Genomic DNA, 16,615 nt, shown 5'->3' with positions numbered 1-16,615 from the left:
CTCCCATATGAGGTACTCACGGCCATTGGTTTGTAGCATTAGGCGAAGCGAAACGGAGGGATGGGCCAAACGGGAGCATCTCAGTTTTGCTTTTTACAATGCTCGCACTGTAAAAAGAAATGTTTGTTGCAAAAATGAGATGCTCCCGGCCAAACAGGGCATGGGGCATACCTCACTTTTTAGTGAATCATACCTAAATTCAGCAACGCCACAGCCGGGAAGTCCAGCGCCCTACCTATAAAATCCGTGAGCGTCGGGATCAAAGGCGAGCGAGTTGACGATTACAGCCGAGCCGCATAACGCGCAGCGTTTGAGGTTTGAGGCTGGATGAGAAAACGAGCCAACTTATTGACAACCGCAAAATCCTTGTGTTAGTTTTTTATCACAAACACCGATAGCCGATAAATACCGAAAGCTTACAAGTTCCGAATCTATCCCAGCGCCCACCAGCAACAGTATTTTGCTGGTGATGAGAGGCTGTTGTCGATGGTTTTGGAACTATAGTTTGAATAAGAGCCAAGCAACCTGCAAGGAAACTGGCAAGGGATTGAGCAGATTGGCTATCCAAGGTATGCTACCAGCGCTCAAGAAGGAATACCCTTGGTTGAAAGATGGGGCATACTCACAAAGCTTGCAAGTAGTAGCACTGAATCTATCAACTGCTTACAAAAACTTCTTTGAGAAACGTGGTGGGTTTCCTAGCTTCAAATCCAAGCACAACAGGCAATCTGTCACCTATCCCCAGAATGTGAAAATTCTGGAGGACACTATAAAATTTCCGATTATTGGTGAAGTCAAAGCCAAGATTCATCGCCAGTATGATGGCACGATCAAAACTGTAACGGTATCCCAAAACCGAGATGGTGCGTATTTTGCATCGGTACTTGTTGATGATAAAATTGGCACTCCAGATGCTAATATCGAAGGAAAAGCAATTGGCTTAGATGTTGGGCTAACTGATTTCTTGGTCACGTCTGACGGCTCTAAGTACAAGCATCCTAGAGCAACTGCTAAACATCGTAAAAATCTGAAGCGCAAGCAACAGAAGCTAAACCGAAAAGTCAAAGGCAGTAACCGACGGAATAAAGCCCGGAAGTTAGTAGCCAAGGTGAATTCTAAAATCAAAAGAGTGCGTGAGGATTTTCTGCACAAGCTATCCCGCAAGATAGTAAACGAAAACCAAGTAATTGTAGTAGAAGATCTAAATATCAAAGGAATGGTAAGAAACCATTGCCTAGCCAAAGCTATCTATGATGCTGGCTGGTCCATGTTTGGAACAATGCTTAAGTATAAAGCCGAGGCAGAAGGCAAGGTCTATTTAGAGATTGACCGATTCTTTCCTAGCTCCAAAACTTGTAACCATTGCTTGTTCAAAGTTTCTGAAATGAATTTGAAAATACGCCAATGGAAATGTCCTAAGTGTGATGCTGTGAATGATAGAGATATCAACGCAGCGCTAAACATTAGAGACGAAGGCTTGCGGTTTTTGGCGTTGGGAATCAGCGCTACTGCCAGTGGACGCAATGTAAGTCAACCCGGAAGAATCTCGGTTCTCTCGGATGCTGTTGCGGTTGAAGCTGGAAGCCCACTCTCTACCGCAAGGTGAGAGTTGGGTAATTCACAGAGCGGTTCTTGATAAAGTGGCACAGTAAAAGTAACAGTCGATCCGAGTCCCTCCCCCATACTGTAAAAATTTACTGTACCACCCATGGCTTCTACCAGTTTTTGAGAAATAGCCAATCCCAAACCAGTGCCGCCGTATTGCCTGGTACGAGCGCCGTCCACCTGAAAAAATGACTCAAATAATTTATATTGCTTGTCTAGAGAAACCCCAATGCCAGTATCCGCAACTCGGATTTTGACAATTCCGGGTAACTCCTGGTTGTTAACAGTTACTTTTTTCTTAATAACTTCGGCACTGATGCGAATTCCGCCTTCCTTGGTAAATTTAATCGCATTTCCGGTGAGGTTCAAAATTACCTGAAGCAGGCGTTGGTAGTTGGCATACAAAATAATCTCATCTTCGGCGGCTGGTGTTTGGATTTGAAATTGCAATCGCTTTTCCTGCACTTGAACTCGTGTAAAATTCTCCACTTGCTGCAAAAGTTCGCCGAGTTTGACTGGAGTGAGGTCTAACTCCATTTTGCCAGCTTCGATTTTAGCGATATCTAAAATATCGTTAATTACATTGAACAAGTGTAATGCCGATTGATAAGCTTCTTCGATAAATTGGCCCGCTTCTTCGGGGTCATCTGCCATGCCATCCATCACCAGTTTCAGGAAGCCGAGGATGCCGTTGAGGGGGGTGCGGAGTTCGTGGGAAGTATTGGCAAGAAATTGACTTTTAAGTTGGGAAAGAGCGACGGCTTCGGCACGGGCTTGTTCTAATTCTTGGTAAAGTGTAGCGTGGGCGATCGCGCTGCCGACTTGAGCGACTAACTCGCGGGCAAATTCGAGTTCGACAGGACTCCATTTCGGGGAATTGCCGCAGCGGTGCAAACATATCAGGGCATTGGGTTGGTCTTCATAGAAGGTAGCTGCTACGAGTACGGAATGGCGATCGAAGCGATCGACAATGGGGGAGGCGTAATCGACTGCTACGGGTTTTAACGTGGCTAAAGTTTGAATCCAGCCCGGCTGTTCGGCTGCGCGCAGTTGTAATCCCAGCATCGAAGAGTAAGGTTCTTGGCGGTACTCAGCTACTACTTTAAAAGTTTTCGATTGGAGATTTTCGATTTGATCGGCAGACAGCGGGGGCGATCCATCGCTGGCAATTGAGTGTTGCAATTCTGCTGCTAGATCTGGATAGTTTTGCTGATTTTCTGAGATCGGGAAGGGGGAAATTTCGAGGTTTTCGCTGTCTTTTTTGGAGGAACAGATGATACAGCGGCTCGCGTTCAAAACTTCACCCAAACTGTTAACTGTTTGCTGCCAAATTGTCTGTAAATCGAGGGTTCTGTGCAGGTTTTGAGCGATTTGGGAGATGATTTTGCGATCGATTTCCGAGTAGGTAGTGAGCGGTCTACCGATGAGGCTGGCTGGATACAGCATTTGTTGGCTGGCGTCGGAGGAAGATGGCAAAGCTGGATATGCCATGAATTCTGGGGAATCTGCCGACAATTGTACGGGTTTGTCCGACAGCAGCCTGCCCATAACTAAGACTTTTGTAGCTTTACCGTTGGAGTCGATCGCCGGAGTGACTGTCAAATCGAAGAGAAAATATTGTTCTGCGTGGCAAAATGGATAGCTAAACCTTTGGGGGACAAGGGTTTCGAGCGCCCGCCGCAGGCGTTCGAGATAAGGTGCAGGGGCAATGGGTTGCAGGGTTTCGCTGAGGGGGCGATCGACAATTTCTTCTGCTGTGAGGTTGTACTCCTCGGCTTTTTGCCAGTAAAAAGACAGATATCGACCCCTTGCGTCTTGGGTAAATACTAATTCTGCCCCTAACTCTTGAAAAAATGCTGTAGAGGCGAGGCTCGATCGCCGGAAATCTGTGTTAGAGTCCATCAGATTAGGGGGATAAAAGTAATTCTGATTTTGAGTATTGAGTTTTTGATTTAAAATTTAAAACTCAAAATTGTTTTGGGTTGCGATAATTAAGATGTCAGCTATGGTAGAAGCAATAAGGAAGAGTTGAGAGTGGACATTTGATGGTTGACAGAAGAACCCGAAAAGCCGGTCGTTAGGTTGACAGAAGAGCCCGATCGCGCAAGACAAGGGTTAACAGAAGGAAGAAGGAAGAAGGAATAATCCCTTTCGGTTTTTTTCAGCTAAGCCGTATAAGTCGCTCAAGCTAAAAAGATGGAAGATGCAAGATTGAACAAGCAAGATGCAATCGAGCGCATTAGTTTTCGCAATTAATGAATTCCCCACCATCGGGTACGGTGGCTATATTAATTGACTGCAAAGTAGTTGGCTTTTTATTGAATGATTCACAGGTCGAGACTCGAAACTCAGAACTCTTTTAGACTTCTACTACAGCATTTTTAGTTATCAATAATTTCCCCAAAAATTAATTTATAACTCAACTCAAAACTCAAAACTATTTGTTGTCAGCAGTTTTCGGTAATTTAAAAATACAACTTAAGATGTAGGAATTAGTAGTCTGCACATATTCACGATCGAGTTTAAAAATTCCGCCAAAAGTTGAGGCTGCCAAAAACTCAAGTCGGGGACTGGCGATCGCATTTTTGCCGTCACAATAGAAAAGCTGCTTTTAGTTAGCCAATATTGCTCCGAACCACCTGTATTTCGCCCGGAAATCTGCCGGAGTTATCTCGCCGGAGCTCGGACGATCTAAATTTCACACCCAGAAATTTTATGCCCAGCAGATTTGTGCGCGCCGTAGGAGGGCGAGACAGGAGACAACCTCAGTCGTTCCACTCGCCGCGGGGCGGGACTGGGGGGGTGCGACGCAAACTCATAGCCTGATCGTCTTCGCGACGCTCGCCTCTGAGCCACTGCTTGATTGCGGTTTCAATGACTTTGCTGGGGTCATTTGTCAAGTGCTTAATTTGGTCTAGCAGTTCAGAATCGATATGGATAGACAGTTCCACTTTTTCTGACGAACTGTGGGAGTGTATACTTGACTCGCTCATACTTAAAAAATCCTAGTTTTAATTCTTAAGTTTCAATTCCTTCTAGGAATTTACGCCTTTTTGTTTTGAAGGAAGTGTTGTAAACTACCCCCACCATACCGCGTATAGCGGTATGGTGGGGGCTTTCAATAGCCCGCTCGACATCACTGCTCAAAGAACAGCAAAGCCCCGAACCTTTAGGCTGGTTTACAACAGCCCCAAGAGCCGAAATATTTTTCGCCCCGTTATAGTCAGCATCACCAACATAGCCACAGTGTCCACAAGCAAACTTCTTGCCTTTCCGATAAGATTCACCTCGAACAGGGTGGATATGGTTGCAATTGTGGCAAGTTTGCGAGGTGTGTCTCGGATCGATAAACAAGATTTTTACGCCATACTTTATCGCTTTGTAGATCAAAAATTGCCGTAACTGGAAAAACGCCCAACTATTGCTAAGTCTCCGCTCTTTTTTGCTGCGATTAAGGCTATTAGTTCGTTCTCTGATTCCGGTCAAGTCTTCCAACGCAATAGCTTGGCTACTCGATGTAGCTCTAGATATCAATCGGTGGCTGATGGTGTGATTTACCAATTCTTGGAAGCGTTTTTCCTTTCCCGATAACCGTTTCAACAATGCCCGACATCTGCGTCGAGAACTGCGCGTGCCTCTCGTAGCTTTTTGTTGGATATCCGCTCTAAGTTTGGCGTAATGATTCCTAATTCTAGTAATTTCTTTACCGCTAAATTTACCCCCTTCAGAGGTAACAACAATGTCAGTTCGACCCAAATCACACCCCAAAACCTTGTCGGTTTCGATTGGTTCTGGGGGGACAGATTCAAGCTGAATATTCAGATAGTAAGTACCATCTTTGCGTTTTACCAACGTGGCTGTTTTAGGAACTTGTCCTTTCAACAATCCAAGCTGATAGTTGCCGATCGCCAGCTTAAACCGCTCTCTACCGTCAATAGTGGTCAAGCTTACAGTCCAATCTTTCTCCCTAAAAGAGAAAGTACGGGGGTCGTAAGTTGCACTGGTTGGGGCAAAGTTTTTAACTGGCTTGCCATCTTTTTTAGCTGTCTTCCTATTACCAGAAACTCGTCTAATTGCATGAATAGCCAACTGAGCAGACAAGCCGAATCTAGCTCTGACATCGTGATAAACCAAGGACTGCATCGCCAACTCGTTTGTCAAAGTTGGAGGGACAGTCTGGTTCACGTATTCGCAAGCAGCAGCAAACGCCAAGAGTGTAGAATCGATTTTTGTCGATTGCTCTGGTGCTACTTCGAGCTTGCAAGATACTGTCAGGACTTGTTTCATGATTCCATTATATTTCAATGCGTGAAATTTTGGCAAGAACAAGGGATTTGTTCGCTTTCTCATGCACCGCCTAGGAGTGTCGAGAGCTGCCAAGAGTCGAAACAGTCGGCGGTGCAATCGTCTTCTGACACGAATTCCTCCCAGCGCTCACTCCCGGTACAGGTAGATCGGGGGACTCTTTCTGTTCGAGTTGAAGGAAGTGATGCCTTATCCCTAGTAGAGATGCACAGCGGCTCAAAACCTGTATTTTTTACACCCTTGCCGCCCCGCTTCCGTCATTTGACCAAATTATCTGCTTCTTGTCAAGCGCTAGCAACTTCTCACCAATATTTTTCAGTTTGCTATCCGCCTCTGTAGAGTAACTTGACGCCAAAAATGGGTACAAGCGCCGGACAATCGTGGTGCTCGGCCCAAAATTTTAGACCCCTGCTCCAGATCCCAGATTTATCGGTTGCGGAGTAAGTTGAAAATCGTTCTCCTTTTTCGAGCTCGAAGTTCGCGCTCGCTCAAGTCTCACGCCACAGTCTCAAATCTCACATCTAAATCTGTTGTGCACCCCGAAGTCTAAAATCTCTAATCTCAAATGGACTGGGCTGGAAGTTTGATGCGGGATGCTGCCGATCGCCTTTTTCTCAACTGTTCCAGAGTTTTCTGTCAAACAACAGAGACAAAACTTTTTCTAAGGAGGGCTGCTAGGCTGGAGGAGGCGATACAAAATAGCATAAATACAAGGTATTTGTCAACCCACAACCGAGAAAAATTTAAATTCTATAGCGCGTCGCGTGAGAACCCCGGTCTTTCAAGCCGGTATGAAACGCAGTTGCAGCCTTTAGACTGCGAGTAATCTATGTTATCAGGAAATTGGGTTTTAAACCCCGTCCTTTTAGGACGGCTTTAGTTGTAAACCTTTGTTACAATACCAGCCCATCTTGTGCTGAAAGATCTAGCATAAGGTAGGGGGCCAAGCCATGCTAGTTTTTGAGTTCAAAGCTTACGGAAAATCCAGTCAGATTGCAGCAGTAGATGAAGCGATTCGTACAGCACAATTTGTCCGCAATAGCTGTTTGCGCTATTGGATGGACAATAGAAAAATAGATAAGTACGACTTAAACAAATATTGTGCCGTGCTGGCTAAAAATTTCCCATTTGCCGACGAACTTAACTCTCAAGCTAGACAAGCTAGTGCTGAAAGAGCCTGGTCTGCTATCTCCCGATTCTATGACAACTGTAAAAAAGGTCTTGTCGGGAAAAAAGGGTATCCCAAATTTCAGAAAAACTGTCGCTCAGTTGACTATAAATCAACTGGATGGAAACTTGCGGATGACAGGAAGTCAATCAAATTCACCGACAAAAAAGGGATTGGTAAACTCAAATTAAAGGGAACACGGGATTTGCATTTCTATCAAATCACCCAAATCAAACGGGTAAGATTGGTAAAACGTGCAGACGGCGTGTATGTCCAATTCTGTGTCGATGTCGATCGAAAGGAAAACACAGAGCCTTCTGGAAATACCATCGGATTAGACGTTGGTTTGAAGGAATATTACACCGATTCAAACGGTGTAATGGTTGAAAATCCTAAATTCCTCCGAAAAAGTGAGAAAGTTCTCAAACGTTCTAGTCGTCGTGTTTATAGAAAAGTTAAGGGTTCAAAAAATAGAGGAAAAGCTAGACAGATTTTAGGGAAACGCCACCTCAAAATAAGTAGGCAACGCAGAGACCATGCAATCAAACTTGCAAGGTGCGTAGTTCAGTCTAACGACTTGATAGCTTACGAAGACTTGAGGATTAAAAATATGGTAAAAAATCATTGTCTGGCTAAGTCTATTAATGACGCATCTTGGTATCAGTTCCGTATTTGGATTGAATACTTTGCTAAAGTATTTGAGAAAGTAACGGTGGCGGTAAATCCGCAGTATACTAGCCAAGAATGCTCTAGTTGCGGTGCAATTGTCAAGAAGACACTATCCACGAGAACCCATGTTTGTAAGTGCGGTTGTGTAATGGATAGAGATTTTAACGCAGCTAGAAATATCCTGAGTCGAGGATTGGGTACGGTAGGGCATACCGGAACCTTTGCGCTTGACGCAAGCAACGCTTTGGGAGAATCGACCTCTACTTTGGCTGGAGAAATCCTGTCTAAGCAAGTTGGCTCGTAGATTAAAGAATCCCCACGCCTTTAGGCCCGGGAGTGTCAAAATACAACAAAAGTCAATCTTTTGCCGATAGGTTTTATGACAAACGTTCCTGTATCTCGCATTCGTAATTTTTCGATTATTGCTCACATCGACCACGGAAAATCGACTTTGGCCGATCGACTGTTGCAGGCGACTGGGACGGTGAAGGCACGGGAAATGAAGGAGCAGTTTTTAGACAATATGGATCTCGAACGCGAACGTGGCATTACGATCAAGCTGCAAGCGGCTCGGATGAATTACACTGCCAAGGACGGTCAGGAGTACGTGCTAAATCTGATCGACACTCCCGGACACGTAGACTTTTCCTATGAGGTTTCGCGATCGCTCGCTGCTTGTGAAGGGGCGCTGCTGGTGGTAGACGCATCTCAAGGCGTGGAAGCACAAACCCTGGCAAATGTCTACCTTGCCTTGGGAAATAATTTAGAAATTATTCCGGTTCTAAATAAAATTGACCTGCCGGGGGCGGAACCGGAACGGGTTAAAGGGGAAATTGAAGAAATTATCGGTCTGGACTGTAGCGGGGCAATTGAGGCTTCTGCTAAGGAAGGAATTGGTATTGATGATATTTTGGAGGCGATCGTGGAATTGGTGCCGCCGCCGCAGGATACTGTTGATAAACCGCTGCGGGCGCTAATTTTTGATAGTTATTACGATGCTTATCGCGGGGTTATTGTGTATTTCCGGGTGATGGACGGAAGTGTCAAAAAGGGCGATCGAGTGTTGTTGATGGTTTCGGGGAAGGAATATGTCATCGATGAATTGGGCATCTTGTCACCGACGCAAGTACAAGTAGACGAACTGCACGCGGGGGAAGTGGGTTATCTGGGCGCGGCAATTAAGGCGGTAGCTGATGCTCGCGTTGGGGATACGATTACTTTGGTCAAAAAGCCTGCACCGGAGCCTTGGCCGGGTTATACGGAGGCTAAGCCGATGGTTTTTTGCGGCTTGTTCCCGATCGATGCCGACCAATTTCCTGACTTGCGGGAAGCTTTGGAAAAACTGGAACTCAACGATGCGGCGCTTTCCTATGAACCGGAAACTTCTAGTGCGATGGGATTTGGTTTCCGGTGCGGTTTCTTGGGTTTGCTGCACATGGAAATTGTGCAGGAAAGATTGGAGAGAGAGTACAATTTGGATTTGATTGTTACGGCTCCTTCTGTGGTTTATCAAGTCACAACAATTAAGGGAGAAGTGTTAACAATTGACAATCCGAGTCACTTGCCAGATCCTCAATATCGGGAGAAGATTGAGGAACCTTACGTGCGGGTAGAAATGCTGTCGCCAGAAACCTATGTGGGCGCGCTGATGGAGTTGTCTCAAAGTCGGCGGGGCATTTTTATGGATATGAAGTATCTGAGTCAGGGGCGGACTACGTTGGTTTATGAGTTGCCTTTGGCGGAGGTGGTGACGGACTTTTTCGATCAGATGAAATCGCGATCGCGCGGTTATGCAAGTATGGAGTATCACATCATCGGTTATCGCGAAAATCCGTTGGTGAAATTGGACATTTTAATTAACGGCGATCCGGTAGATGCTTTGGCGATGATCGTGCACCGGGATAAGGCTTACAATGTGGGCCGCGGCTTGACGGAAAAACTGAAGGAGTTGATTCCCCGCCACCAGTTTAAGGTGCCGATTCAAGCGACTATTGGCGCGAAGGTGATTGCTTCCGAGCATATTCCGGCTTTGCGGAAGGATGTGCTGGCGAAGTGTTACGGCGGCGATATTTCGCGGAAGAAGAAGCTGCTGCAAAAGCAGGCGAAGGGTAAGAAGCGGATGAAGTCTGTGGGTACTGTGGATGTGCCGCAGGAAGCGTTTATGGCTGTGCTGAAGCTCGATCGCGATTCGTAATTTGTCTGTAGGTGCGATCGTCTTTAAGGGCGATCGCACTTTTGTACAAGTCACCCGGCGGTTGAAACCGCGGCTATACAAACGAAGTCCGCCTCCGCGGACTAAGAGATTAACGGAGTATTTAAGCCTGGTTTAGTATCGGTTATAATTAAGAATATAATTGTTCCTTGGATTTACTATTATGACTGCCAAAATATTACTGAAGCCGTCGGACAAATTAACAGATATTTTCTTAACAGCCATCATCGAACAGGAAACAGAGGGAAAATATCAAGCGATGGTTTTGGGTTTACCTGAATGTCAAGCTGAGGGAAATACTCGCGAAGAGGCGATCGCAAATCTCAATCAGATTGTCACAAATCGCTTAGAAAAAGCCGAACTAATTTCGCTAGCAATCCAAGAGCAAAAACCCGATCGCCCAGCTTTGACAGTCCTGATCGAGCAGGAAACAGAGGGAAAGTATCAAGCGATGGTTTTGGGTTGGGCTGGATGCAAGGCTGAGGGTAATAGCCGAGAAGAAGTTATTACCAATATTAACTTAGTTGTGGGCGATCGGCTCGAAAAAGCTGAACTCATTTCTCTGAAAATAAAACCACCAAAACCAGAGCATCCTTGGATGAAGTTTGCTGGAATGTTTAAAGACGATCCAGAATTCGATGAGATGCTGGAGGATATACAGCAGCTTCGGCGCGATCGAGATGTGGAAATGGAAGAGTATTATCGGAAAATGGATGCGGAGGAAGCAGTCAAGTGAGTTTTTGGGTACTAGATACAGATCATGTGTCACTTTTTCAACAAAATCATCCTGTTTTAACTCAACGAATTAATACAGCTAATCCCGAAGAGATTGGTGTCACTGTCATTACATTGGAGGAACAGTTTTATGGCAGACTCAATGTGATTAGACGGGCTAACTCACCAGAGAAACTGATATCAGCTTATGCAAAGCTGAGTGCTACATGGAACTATTTCGCAACTGTCAATTTGCTGGATTTTGGTCTGGATGCTTCTAATTGTTACGCTGAGTTGTTGCGTCAAAAAATTCGCGTCGGCACTCAGGATTTAAGAATTGCTGCTATTGCGCTTTCTAAAAATGCTATTCTGGTGACGCGAAACCGGCGGGATTTTGAGCGAGTACCCGGTTTGAAGTTTGAAGATTGGACTGTTGAGGAGTCGGGTGAGGGATGAAGTGCGATCGCACTTTTGGACATCAAGGGCGATCGCACTTTTGCAAATAAACCATCAGAGATTACTCATCATCATCCCGATCGTCTTGAACTACCTTACTACCTAAAATTCCGAAAATCGCACCTACGCCCATATTCCAAGTGCGATTGCAATTCTCAAAAATCCGTTCTCGTTGGGGAGATAGCTGAACTTCCGTACTAATCCAGAAAGACATCCCTCCAGACAAAAAGGTAATACAGACAACAGTTGCGAAGACGTACTCGAAAGGAGAGGGAGGTTGAGGAGAAGTGTTTTTAGGAGTCATTTTAGTAGATTTCGGTTGAGTTTTCATAATTGCTACCTTTTGATTGGTGATGCTTCAATCATAAAGGGCAAAAGCTTGAAAGCTAAGGTGTGTATGGGTTTTGTTGGTATGAGTTTGGTTGAGTTTGGGATGTGTTTGGTTGGCGAGCGTTTGCTACAATAGTTAAAAGTTTTGTAATTCAGCTATGCCACCGCAATCTATCAAAGCATCGAAGGCAGGAATCGAAAAAGCAGAAATGGTTCGCATAGATAAAGGCTGGAGTCGCCAAGACATAGCTGATCGTGTTGTGACGGGGGAAGGTAAAAGTGAACTCAAAGGCATCAGTCTTCAAACAGTTAAGACTTTTTTCAGATGCAACGGTGTCACCACCCAAAATTTTGTTGGAATTTGCAAGGCTTTAGGATTAGATTGGCAAGAAATTAAAGAATCCAATACAACTACGCATGGGGGCCCAGAAACCGGGTTTTTTTCACGAAAAGACCCGTTGCAGCCCGTAGATTCGGTAAAAAACCCGGTTTCTTCGATCGCAGTGGATGATTCCGATCGCAATAATCCGTTTATTCCCCAGCATGGCAAGATAGACGATCCGCGATTTTTCTTTGGCAGAGAACGAGAAATGCGGCGGGTGTTTGAGACACTGAATAGTGGTAGTAGTGTAGCAATTATAGGCGAAAGGGCGATCGGTAAAAGTTCTCTCCTACAAGCCATCTACCGAGAAGCACCAACTCAACTCCGTTATCCGCGCAAACCCATTTACATAGATTTGCAAATTGTTTGCAATGAAAATGACTTTCATGCTGATTTATGCTACCAAGCTGGTATTCCAAAAGCCAATGGTTTCGATCTGTCACGGGCTTTAGAATCGAACCCATTGCTGTTGCTTTTAGATGAAGTCGAAAATATGACATGGGATGGATTTACTAATCCAATACGCAGCTTTTTGCGCGGTTCAACTGAGGGATCTAACCCACCTTTGCGTCTAGTCGTCGCCGCCGAAACCTCTCTCGACATCCTATTTCCTGGAAAGAATATGACATCTCCTTTCAAAGGACATGAGGAAACTCTGAAGCAATGGGACGATCAAATCAGCCGCGAATTTATTGCTAGTCGCCTCCAGGCTGACTGGTTAACACCTGTTGACAAACCCGTGAATTTTACCGAGGCAGAAATTGCGGGTTTAATTGCTGAAAGTGGCGGCTATCCTCAGAAATTGATGCAATTGTGCTACAAAACTTATGCTGGTTATATCAACGATGCTAAATCACCCTAAAATAATGTATAAAGTCAGATATATGCGCGATCGCAAAATCCAATACCTTGTAGGGGCAGGTTCACCAACAACAATCGCCAACAACACACAAACTCATAAACCTGCCCTCCCCAGCCGAGATTCACATTCACATTTATCTTGTAGGGGCAGGTTCACCAACAATAATCGCCAAAAACAGACAAACTCATAAACCTGCCCTCCCCAGCCGAGATTCACATTCACATTTATCTTGTAGGGGCAGGTTCACCAACAACAATCGCCAACAACAGACAAACTCATAAACCTGCCCTCCCCAGCCGAGATTCACATTCACATTTTACCAATAAATTTGCGGTACATTTGTTTGGTTGGTGGGGTGGGGGCGGGTTTTTGAGATTGTTGATTTTTGTCATGAATGTTGGCGAACCCGCCCCTACAGCAATCATGGTTGATTTACTGGACACGATCTTAATCGCCAATATTTAAATTTATTCATACCAACCTATTTATGAATCAAAACCATCCCCCTATTCCTCGCTTAGATTTAGCTCCCAAACTGAAACGTCCTCTTTCTTTGTGGAATCCTTTAGACTACCTGCGATTGTTATATTGGGTGTTTTACTTTCCTCAAGCTTTGCGGTGGTATGTGTCTACCTTTGGTGGTGAATCTAGTTTACAAGATGCTAAAACCTGGCGAGAAAAGTGGGAGTGGTTGCGTCAAAATCGCGTCCAGCTTCAGTTCATTTTGCAAGCCTTGGTATTAATCATTGTTATTCCTATAGGTTTTAATTTACTTTTTGAACAAATAGGCATTCGTATCAATTGGTTGGGCGTGGCGTTGGGCGTGGCGTGGGGCGTGGGGTTGGTGACGTGGGGCGTGGGGTTGGGTGTGGCATCCGGTGTGGGGTTAGGTGTGGCATTCGGCGTGGTGTTGGGTGCGAACTACGGCGTGGTATCCGGCATGGCGTCCAGCATGGCGTCCGGCGTGGGGTTGGGTATGGGCTTGGGCGTGGGCTTGGGCGTGAGGTCAGGTGTGGGAGTGGGTGTGGCTTCCGGCGTAGGCGTGGGGGCGGGATTGGGTGTGGGCTTGGGCGTGTTGTCCGGCGTGGGGTCTGGCGTGGGGTTGGGTGTTGGTGTGGGCTTGGGCTTGGGCTTGGGCTTGGCATCGGGCGTGGCCATCGCACGTCCTGAAAATTGGCTTTTCGCTGTACCGTTTACCCTACTCCAACGTCAACAGCAAAACAGACAATTTCCTCACATTACCCCACTTCCCCTTCCCTACCTGTCTTCTCAAATAACTAATTGGCTGAGGCGGGATTGGGAAACAGGATTGCAAAACATTAACGAACTACTAAAATTTACGCTTCAGTTTATCCCAGTTGTTAAAGCTGTAAATCGCGTTCTAGAAGAGACACCAAAAGAGCAACTTATCTATCGCATCGCTCAATTATCACAAGATCCTTATGATTGGAATTTAGTGCGTTTTGCCTCAGCTTCTCTCAGTGAAGTAATGAAGTCACAAGCAGTAGCAGGTTTTTTCATCATCACACCTTGGAAACAACAAATTAAAGCTCGTTTTCAAACAGAAACTCGTTTAAATACTCCTGCCCGTGCCTCTGCCGCTGGTTTCTGGTATCTCCACGAACAAGAACCAGACAAAGCTACAGAAGCTTTCGCTGTAGTCCGAGATTTGCTTTATGGAGAGGAGATGTTGACCTTAGCGCAAATTATCACAGGTTTTCACCAAACAGCAGAACTAGCCGACATTGCTTCCCTAAAACTGCCACCTTCCCCAAATCCACCTCTGCTACGCGAGACTACTTGGCAAGCAATTGCCTCTCTACGGGGGGTAATTGCCGATGTTCAACTCGTTCAGAATAGCGTATCTCGTTCTGCCCCTTCCCTTGCCCTCAACCGAGCATTAGGTGAGCTTAACCATATACGAAAAAAAGCCGACACTATACCAAAGTCCGAACGAAATTTAATTATTACAATTGCCGAAAAATGGCTAGAAATATTACTGCCATTAACAGTAAAAATCGGAGATATTGCAATTACTCAACCTATGAGTAATCCCTATGTAATTGGCGATCCAGTCCAGCGCAATCTGTTTGTCTGCCGCGAAAATATCATCAGAGAGTTAGAGGAGTTGTGGGTACAGGGAAATAACCTGCAATCTGTGGCTCTCTACGGTCATCGACGCATGGGGAAAACTTCGATTTTGTTGAATGCTAGCAACTGTCTCGGAGCAAAGGTACAGGTGGCTTATGTCAATTTGCTGCGGGTGGGAGATTGCTCTCAGGGAGTCGGCGAACTGCTGATATTCATCACCGATGCGATCGCCAAAACAGTCAAGATTGCACCTCCAGCAGATAAAGATTTACTCGATTTACCCTATCTCACCTTTGGACGCTACATCGAACAAGTAGCAGCCAATATAGAAAGTGGATTGATCGTTGCTTTAGATGAGTTTGAAAAAATTGAAGAATTGATCCATGCTGGGAACATCAATCCAGACTTTATCGGCTTTTTGCGAGGAATACTGCAAATGAGTTCTAAAGTTGCCTTAGCTTTTGCCGGCTTGCACACTTTGGATGAAATGACCGGGGATTATTTCCATCCTCTTTTTGCTAGCATTATCCCCATCAAAGTCGGTTTCCTGAGTTTAGGTGCTACTCGCCAAGTTTTAGCGAATCCCGATGATGACTTTATCCTAGACTATAAACCAGAAGCACTCGATCGCATTTACGAACTAACTCACGGCCAACCCTACCTCACGCAACTGGTAGGATTCCTGTTAGTGCGCCTCTACAACGACCGAGTATTTGAAATGGGACGCCCCCGCGATCCAATTTTTACCATAGAAGATGTGGAAACTGTCATCAATGACCCGGAATTTTTCTCCAGAGGCCGCTACTATTTTACAGGAGTTTGGGGTCAAGCAGCCAAAGGCGCACCGCGACAACAGGATATTTTAAGAGCGTTAGCACCTCATTTAGCAGGATTGAATCTTGATAGCTTGACTCAAGCAACAGGGATGGATGAGACAAGTTTGCAGGAACCGCTGAAAACTCTGGAACGCCACGATGTTGTTAAAGAAATTAATGGTTGCTACTGTATTGCTGTGGAACTATTTCGCCGCTGGGTTCAGATGTCATTGGGAGAAAAGGGGTAGTTAACATTAGTTTGAACTAGAATTAAAAGCTCGAAACAGGTCAAATAAGCTCACCTTCACCCACTGAATCAATATGCAACTTACTTTCCTTCATTACCATAAAAAATTGCTTCTAAATCTTGATATCCACTCAACACCCGCACAATTTCAACTCCCTCACCAACAGCCCGATAAAATATCAAGTAATTCTCTACCGGAAAACTCTGCAATCCCGGCTCAAAATCATCCTGATTTCGCCCCATGTTTGGAAAATTAGCTAACAATTTGCACTGCTGCTTAATCGCTTGTGTGAGTCTCCTAGCAGAATCGGGGTTAAACTGGGCAATATAGCCTGCAATCTCCTTCATATCACGCTTTGCTGAAGGTGCTAAAATATACCCAGCCATTATCTAACTTCCTCTGTTGCTTGCATTTGAGCTTCTATTCGACAGATATCTGCCTCGATTTCATCAAATACTTCTTCGCCATCAATCCCTTCACCGCGATTTAATTCTTCTATTCCTACCTGAATTTTTTGTCTCAACTCAGCAACACGTTTCTCTCGAATGCGATCGCGATCCCACAACAACCGTAAAGATTCCCCTACCATCTCACTCACTGAGGAATATCTACCTTTTTTTACCTGTTCTTGGATTAACCGTTCGAGTTCTGGAGTCAAAGATATATTCATCACAATTTGCTCAGCTATCGATAATTTTATGATACCGCTTTTCATATCAGTTGCACAGTTTAATCCTTACTTTTTAGCAGGCTTAGCT

The 16,615-nt window shown here is 45.2% G+C and carries 14 protein-coding genes; 8 read left to right on the top strand and 6 right to left on the bottom strand.

Going from position 1 to position 16,615, the window contains the following annotated elements:
- Positions 1–405 precede the first annotated feature (405 nt).
- Positions 406–504 (top strand): helix-turn-helix domain-containing protein, encoded by a 99-nt coding sequence (locus QZ938_RS33080; RefSeq protein WP_366664974.1) that lies wholly within the window; start codon positions 406–408, stop codon positions 502–504.
- A complete protein-coding gene (locus QZ938_RS16580; RefSeq protein WP_367181826.1) occupies positions 470–1,606 on the top strand; it encodes an RNA-guided endonuclease InsQ/TnpB family protein in 1,137 nt (378 codons plus the stop codon). The genes QZ938_RS33080 and QZ938_RS16580 overlap by 35 nt, the downstream gene beginning before the upstream one ends.
- On the opposite strand, the gene QZ938_RS16575 is transcribed toward QZ938_RS16580, so the two are convergent.
- The 3 genes from QZ938_RS16575 to QZ938_RS16565 all read right to left on the bottom strand — a co-directional run bounded on the left by QZ938_RS16575 (position 1,531) and on the right by QZ938_RS16565 (position 5,892).
- Complete coding sequence (locus QZ938_RS16575; RefSeq protein ID WP_293350107.1) at positions 1,531–3,507, bottom strand: ATP-binding protein; 1,977 nt, start codon at positions 3,505–3,507, stop codon at positions 1,531–1,533. The genes QZ938_RS16580 and QZ938_RS16575 overlap by 76 nt on opposite strands.
- Before the next feature lie 863 nt (positions 3,508–4,370).
- Entirely contained in the window at positions 4,371–4,598 is a 228-nt protein-coding gene (locus QZ938_RS16570; protein ID WP_293146178.1) for a type II toxin-antitoxin system CcdA family antitoxin, read from the bottom strand.
- A 25-nt stretch (positions 4,599–4,623) separates the two neighbouring features.
- Positions 4,624–5,892, bottom strand: coding sequence for a transposase (locus tag QZ938_RS16565; protein ID WP_293146173.1), 1,269 nt, complete (start codon positions 5,890–5,892; stop codon positions 4,624–4,626).
- A gap of 968 nt (positions 5,893–6,860) precedes the next feature.
- Here QZ938_RS16565 and QZ938_RS16560 point away from each other — a divergent pair.
- The 4 genes from QZ938_RS16560 (at position 6,861) to QZ938_RS16545 (ending at position 11,129) form a co-directional block, all read left to right on the top strand.
- Complete coding sequence (locus tag QZ938_RS16560) at positions 6,861–8,051, top strand: transposase (RefSeq protein WP_293146171.1); 1,191 nt, start codon at positions 6,861–6,863, stop codon at positions 8,049–8,051.
- A 75-nt stretch (positions 8,052–8,126) separates the two neighbouring features.
- The gene (lepA, locus tag QZ938_RS16555) at positions 8,127–9,941 is read left to right on the top strand and encodes a translation elongation factor 4 (RefSeq protein ID WP_293146160.1); all 1,815 of its coding nucleotides are present in this window, start codon (positions 8,127–8,129) and stop codon (positions 9,939–9,941) included.
- Positions 9,942–10,122: 181 nt separating this feature from the next.
- Positions 10,123–10,695 carry a hypothetical protein gene (locus QZ938_RS16550; protein ID WP_293350110.1) on the top strand — a complete coding sequence of 191 codons (573 nt, stop codon included), beginning with the start codon at positions 10,123–10,125 and terminating at the stop codon, positions 10,693–10,695.
- Positions 10,696–10,721: 26 nt separating this feature from the next.
- Positions 10,722–11,129 carry a type II toxin-antitoxin system VapC family toxin gene (locus tag QZ938_RS16545; RefSeq protein WP_293350113.1) on the top strand — a complete coding sequence of 136 codons (408 nt, stop codon included), beginning with the start codon at positions 10,722–10,724 and terminating at the stop codon, positions 11,127–11,129.
- Between the two features lie 61 nt (positions 11,130–11,190).
- On the opposite strand, the gene QZ938_RS16540 is transcribed toward QZ938_RS16545, so the two are convergent.
- Positions 11,191–11,460 carry a hypothetical protein gene (locus tag QZ938_RS16540; RefSeq protein ID WP_293350116.1) on the bottom strand — a complete coding sequence of 90 codons (270 nt, stop codon included), beginning with the start codon at positions 11,458–11,460 and terminating at the stop codon, positions 11,191–11,193.
- A gap of 157 nt (positions 11,461–11,617) precedes the next feature.
- On the opposite strand from QZ938_RS16540, the gene QZ938_RS16535 reads away from it, so the two are divergent.
- Together QZ938_RS16535 and QZ938_RS16530 are read left to right on the top strand one after the other, a co-directional pair.
- Complete coding sequence (locus QZ938_RS16535; protein WP_293350119.1) at positions 11,618–12,703, top strand: ATP-binding protein; 1,086 nt, start codon at positions 11,618–11,620, stop codon at positions 12,701–12,703.
- A gap of 487 nt (positions 12,704–13,190) precedes the next feature.
- A complete protein-coding gene (locus QZ938_RS16530; RefSeq protein ID WP_293350122.1) occupies positions 13,191–15,857 on the top strand; it encodes an ATP-binding protein in 2,667 nt (888 codons plus the stop codon).
- An 80-nt stretch (positions 15,858–15,937) separates the two neighbouring features.
- On the opposite strand, the gene QZ938_RS16525 is transcribed toward QZ938_RS16530, so the two are convergent.
- Entirely contained in the window at positions 15,938–16,243 is a 306-nt protein-coding gene (locus QZ938_RS16525; RefSeq protein WP_293350125.1) for a type II toxin-antitoxin system RelE/ParE family toxin, read from the bottom strand.
- Positions 16,243–16,527 (bottom strand): type II toxin-antitoxin system ParD family antitoxin, encoded by a 285-nt coding sequence (locus QZ938_RS16520; RefSeq protein ID WP_293350128.1) that lies wholly within the window; start codon positions 16,525–16,527, stop codon positions 16,243–16,245. The genes QZ938_RS16525 and QZ938_RS16520 overlap by 1 nt, the downstream gene beginning before the upstream one ends.
- Positions 16,528–16,615: the final 88 nt, after the last annotated feature.

Source organism: Microcoleus sp. CAWBG27 (assembly GCF_020883145.1).
GTDB lineage: Bacteria > Cyanobacteriota > Cyanobacteriia > Cyanobacteriales > Microcoleaceae > Microcoleus.
Note: the sequence above shows the minus strand (reverse complement) of the source record. Positions and strands in the feature narration are given on the sequence as shown.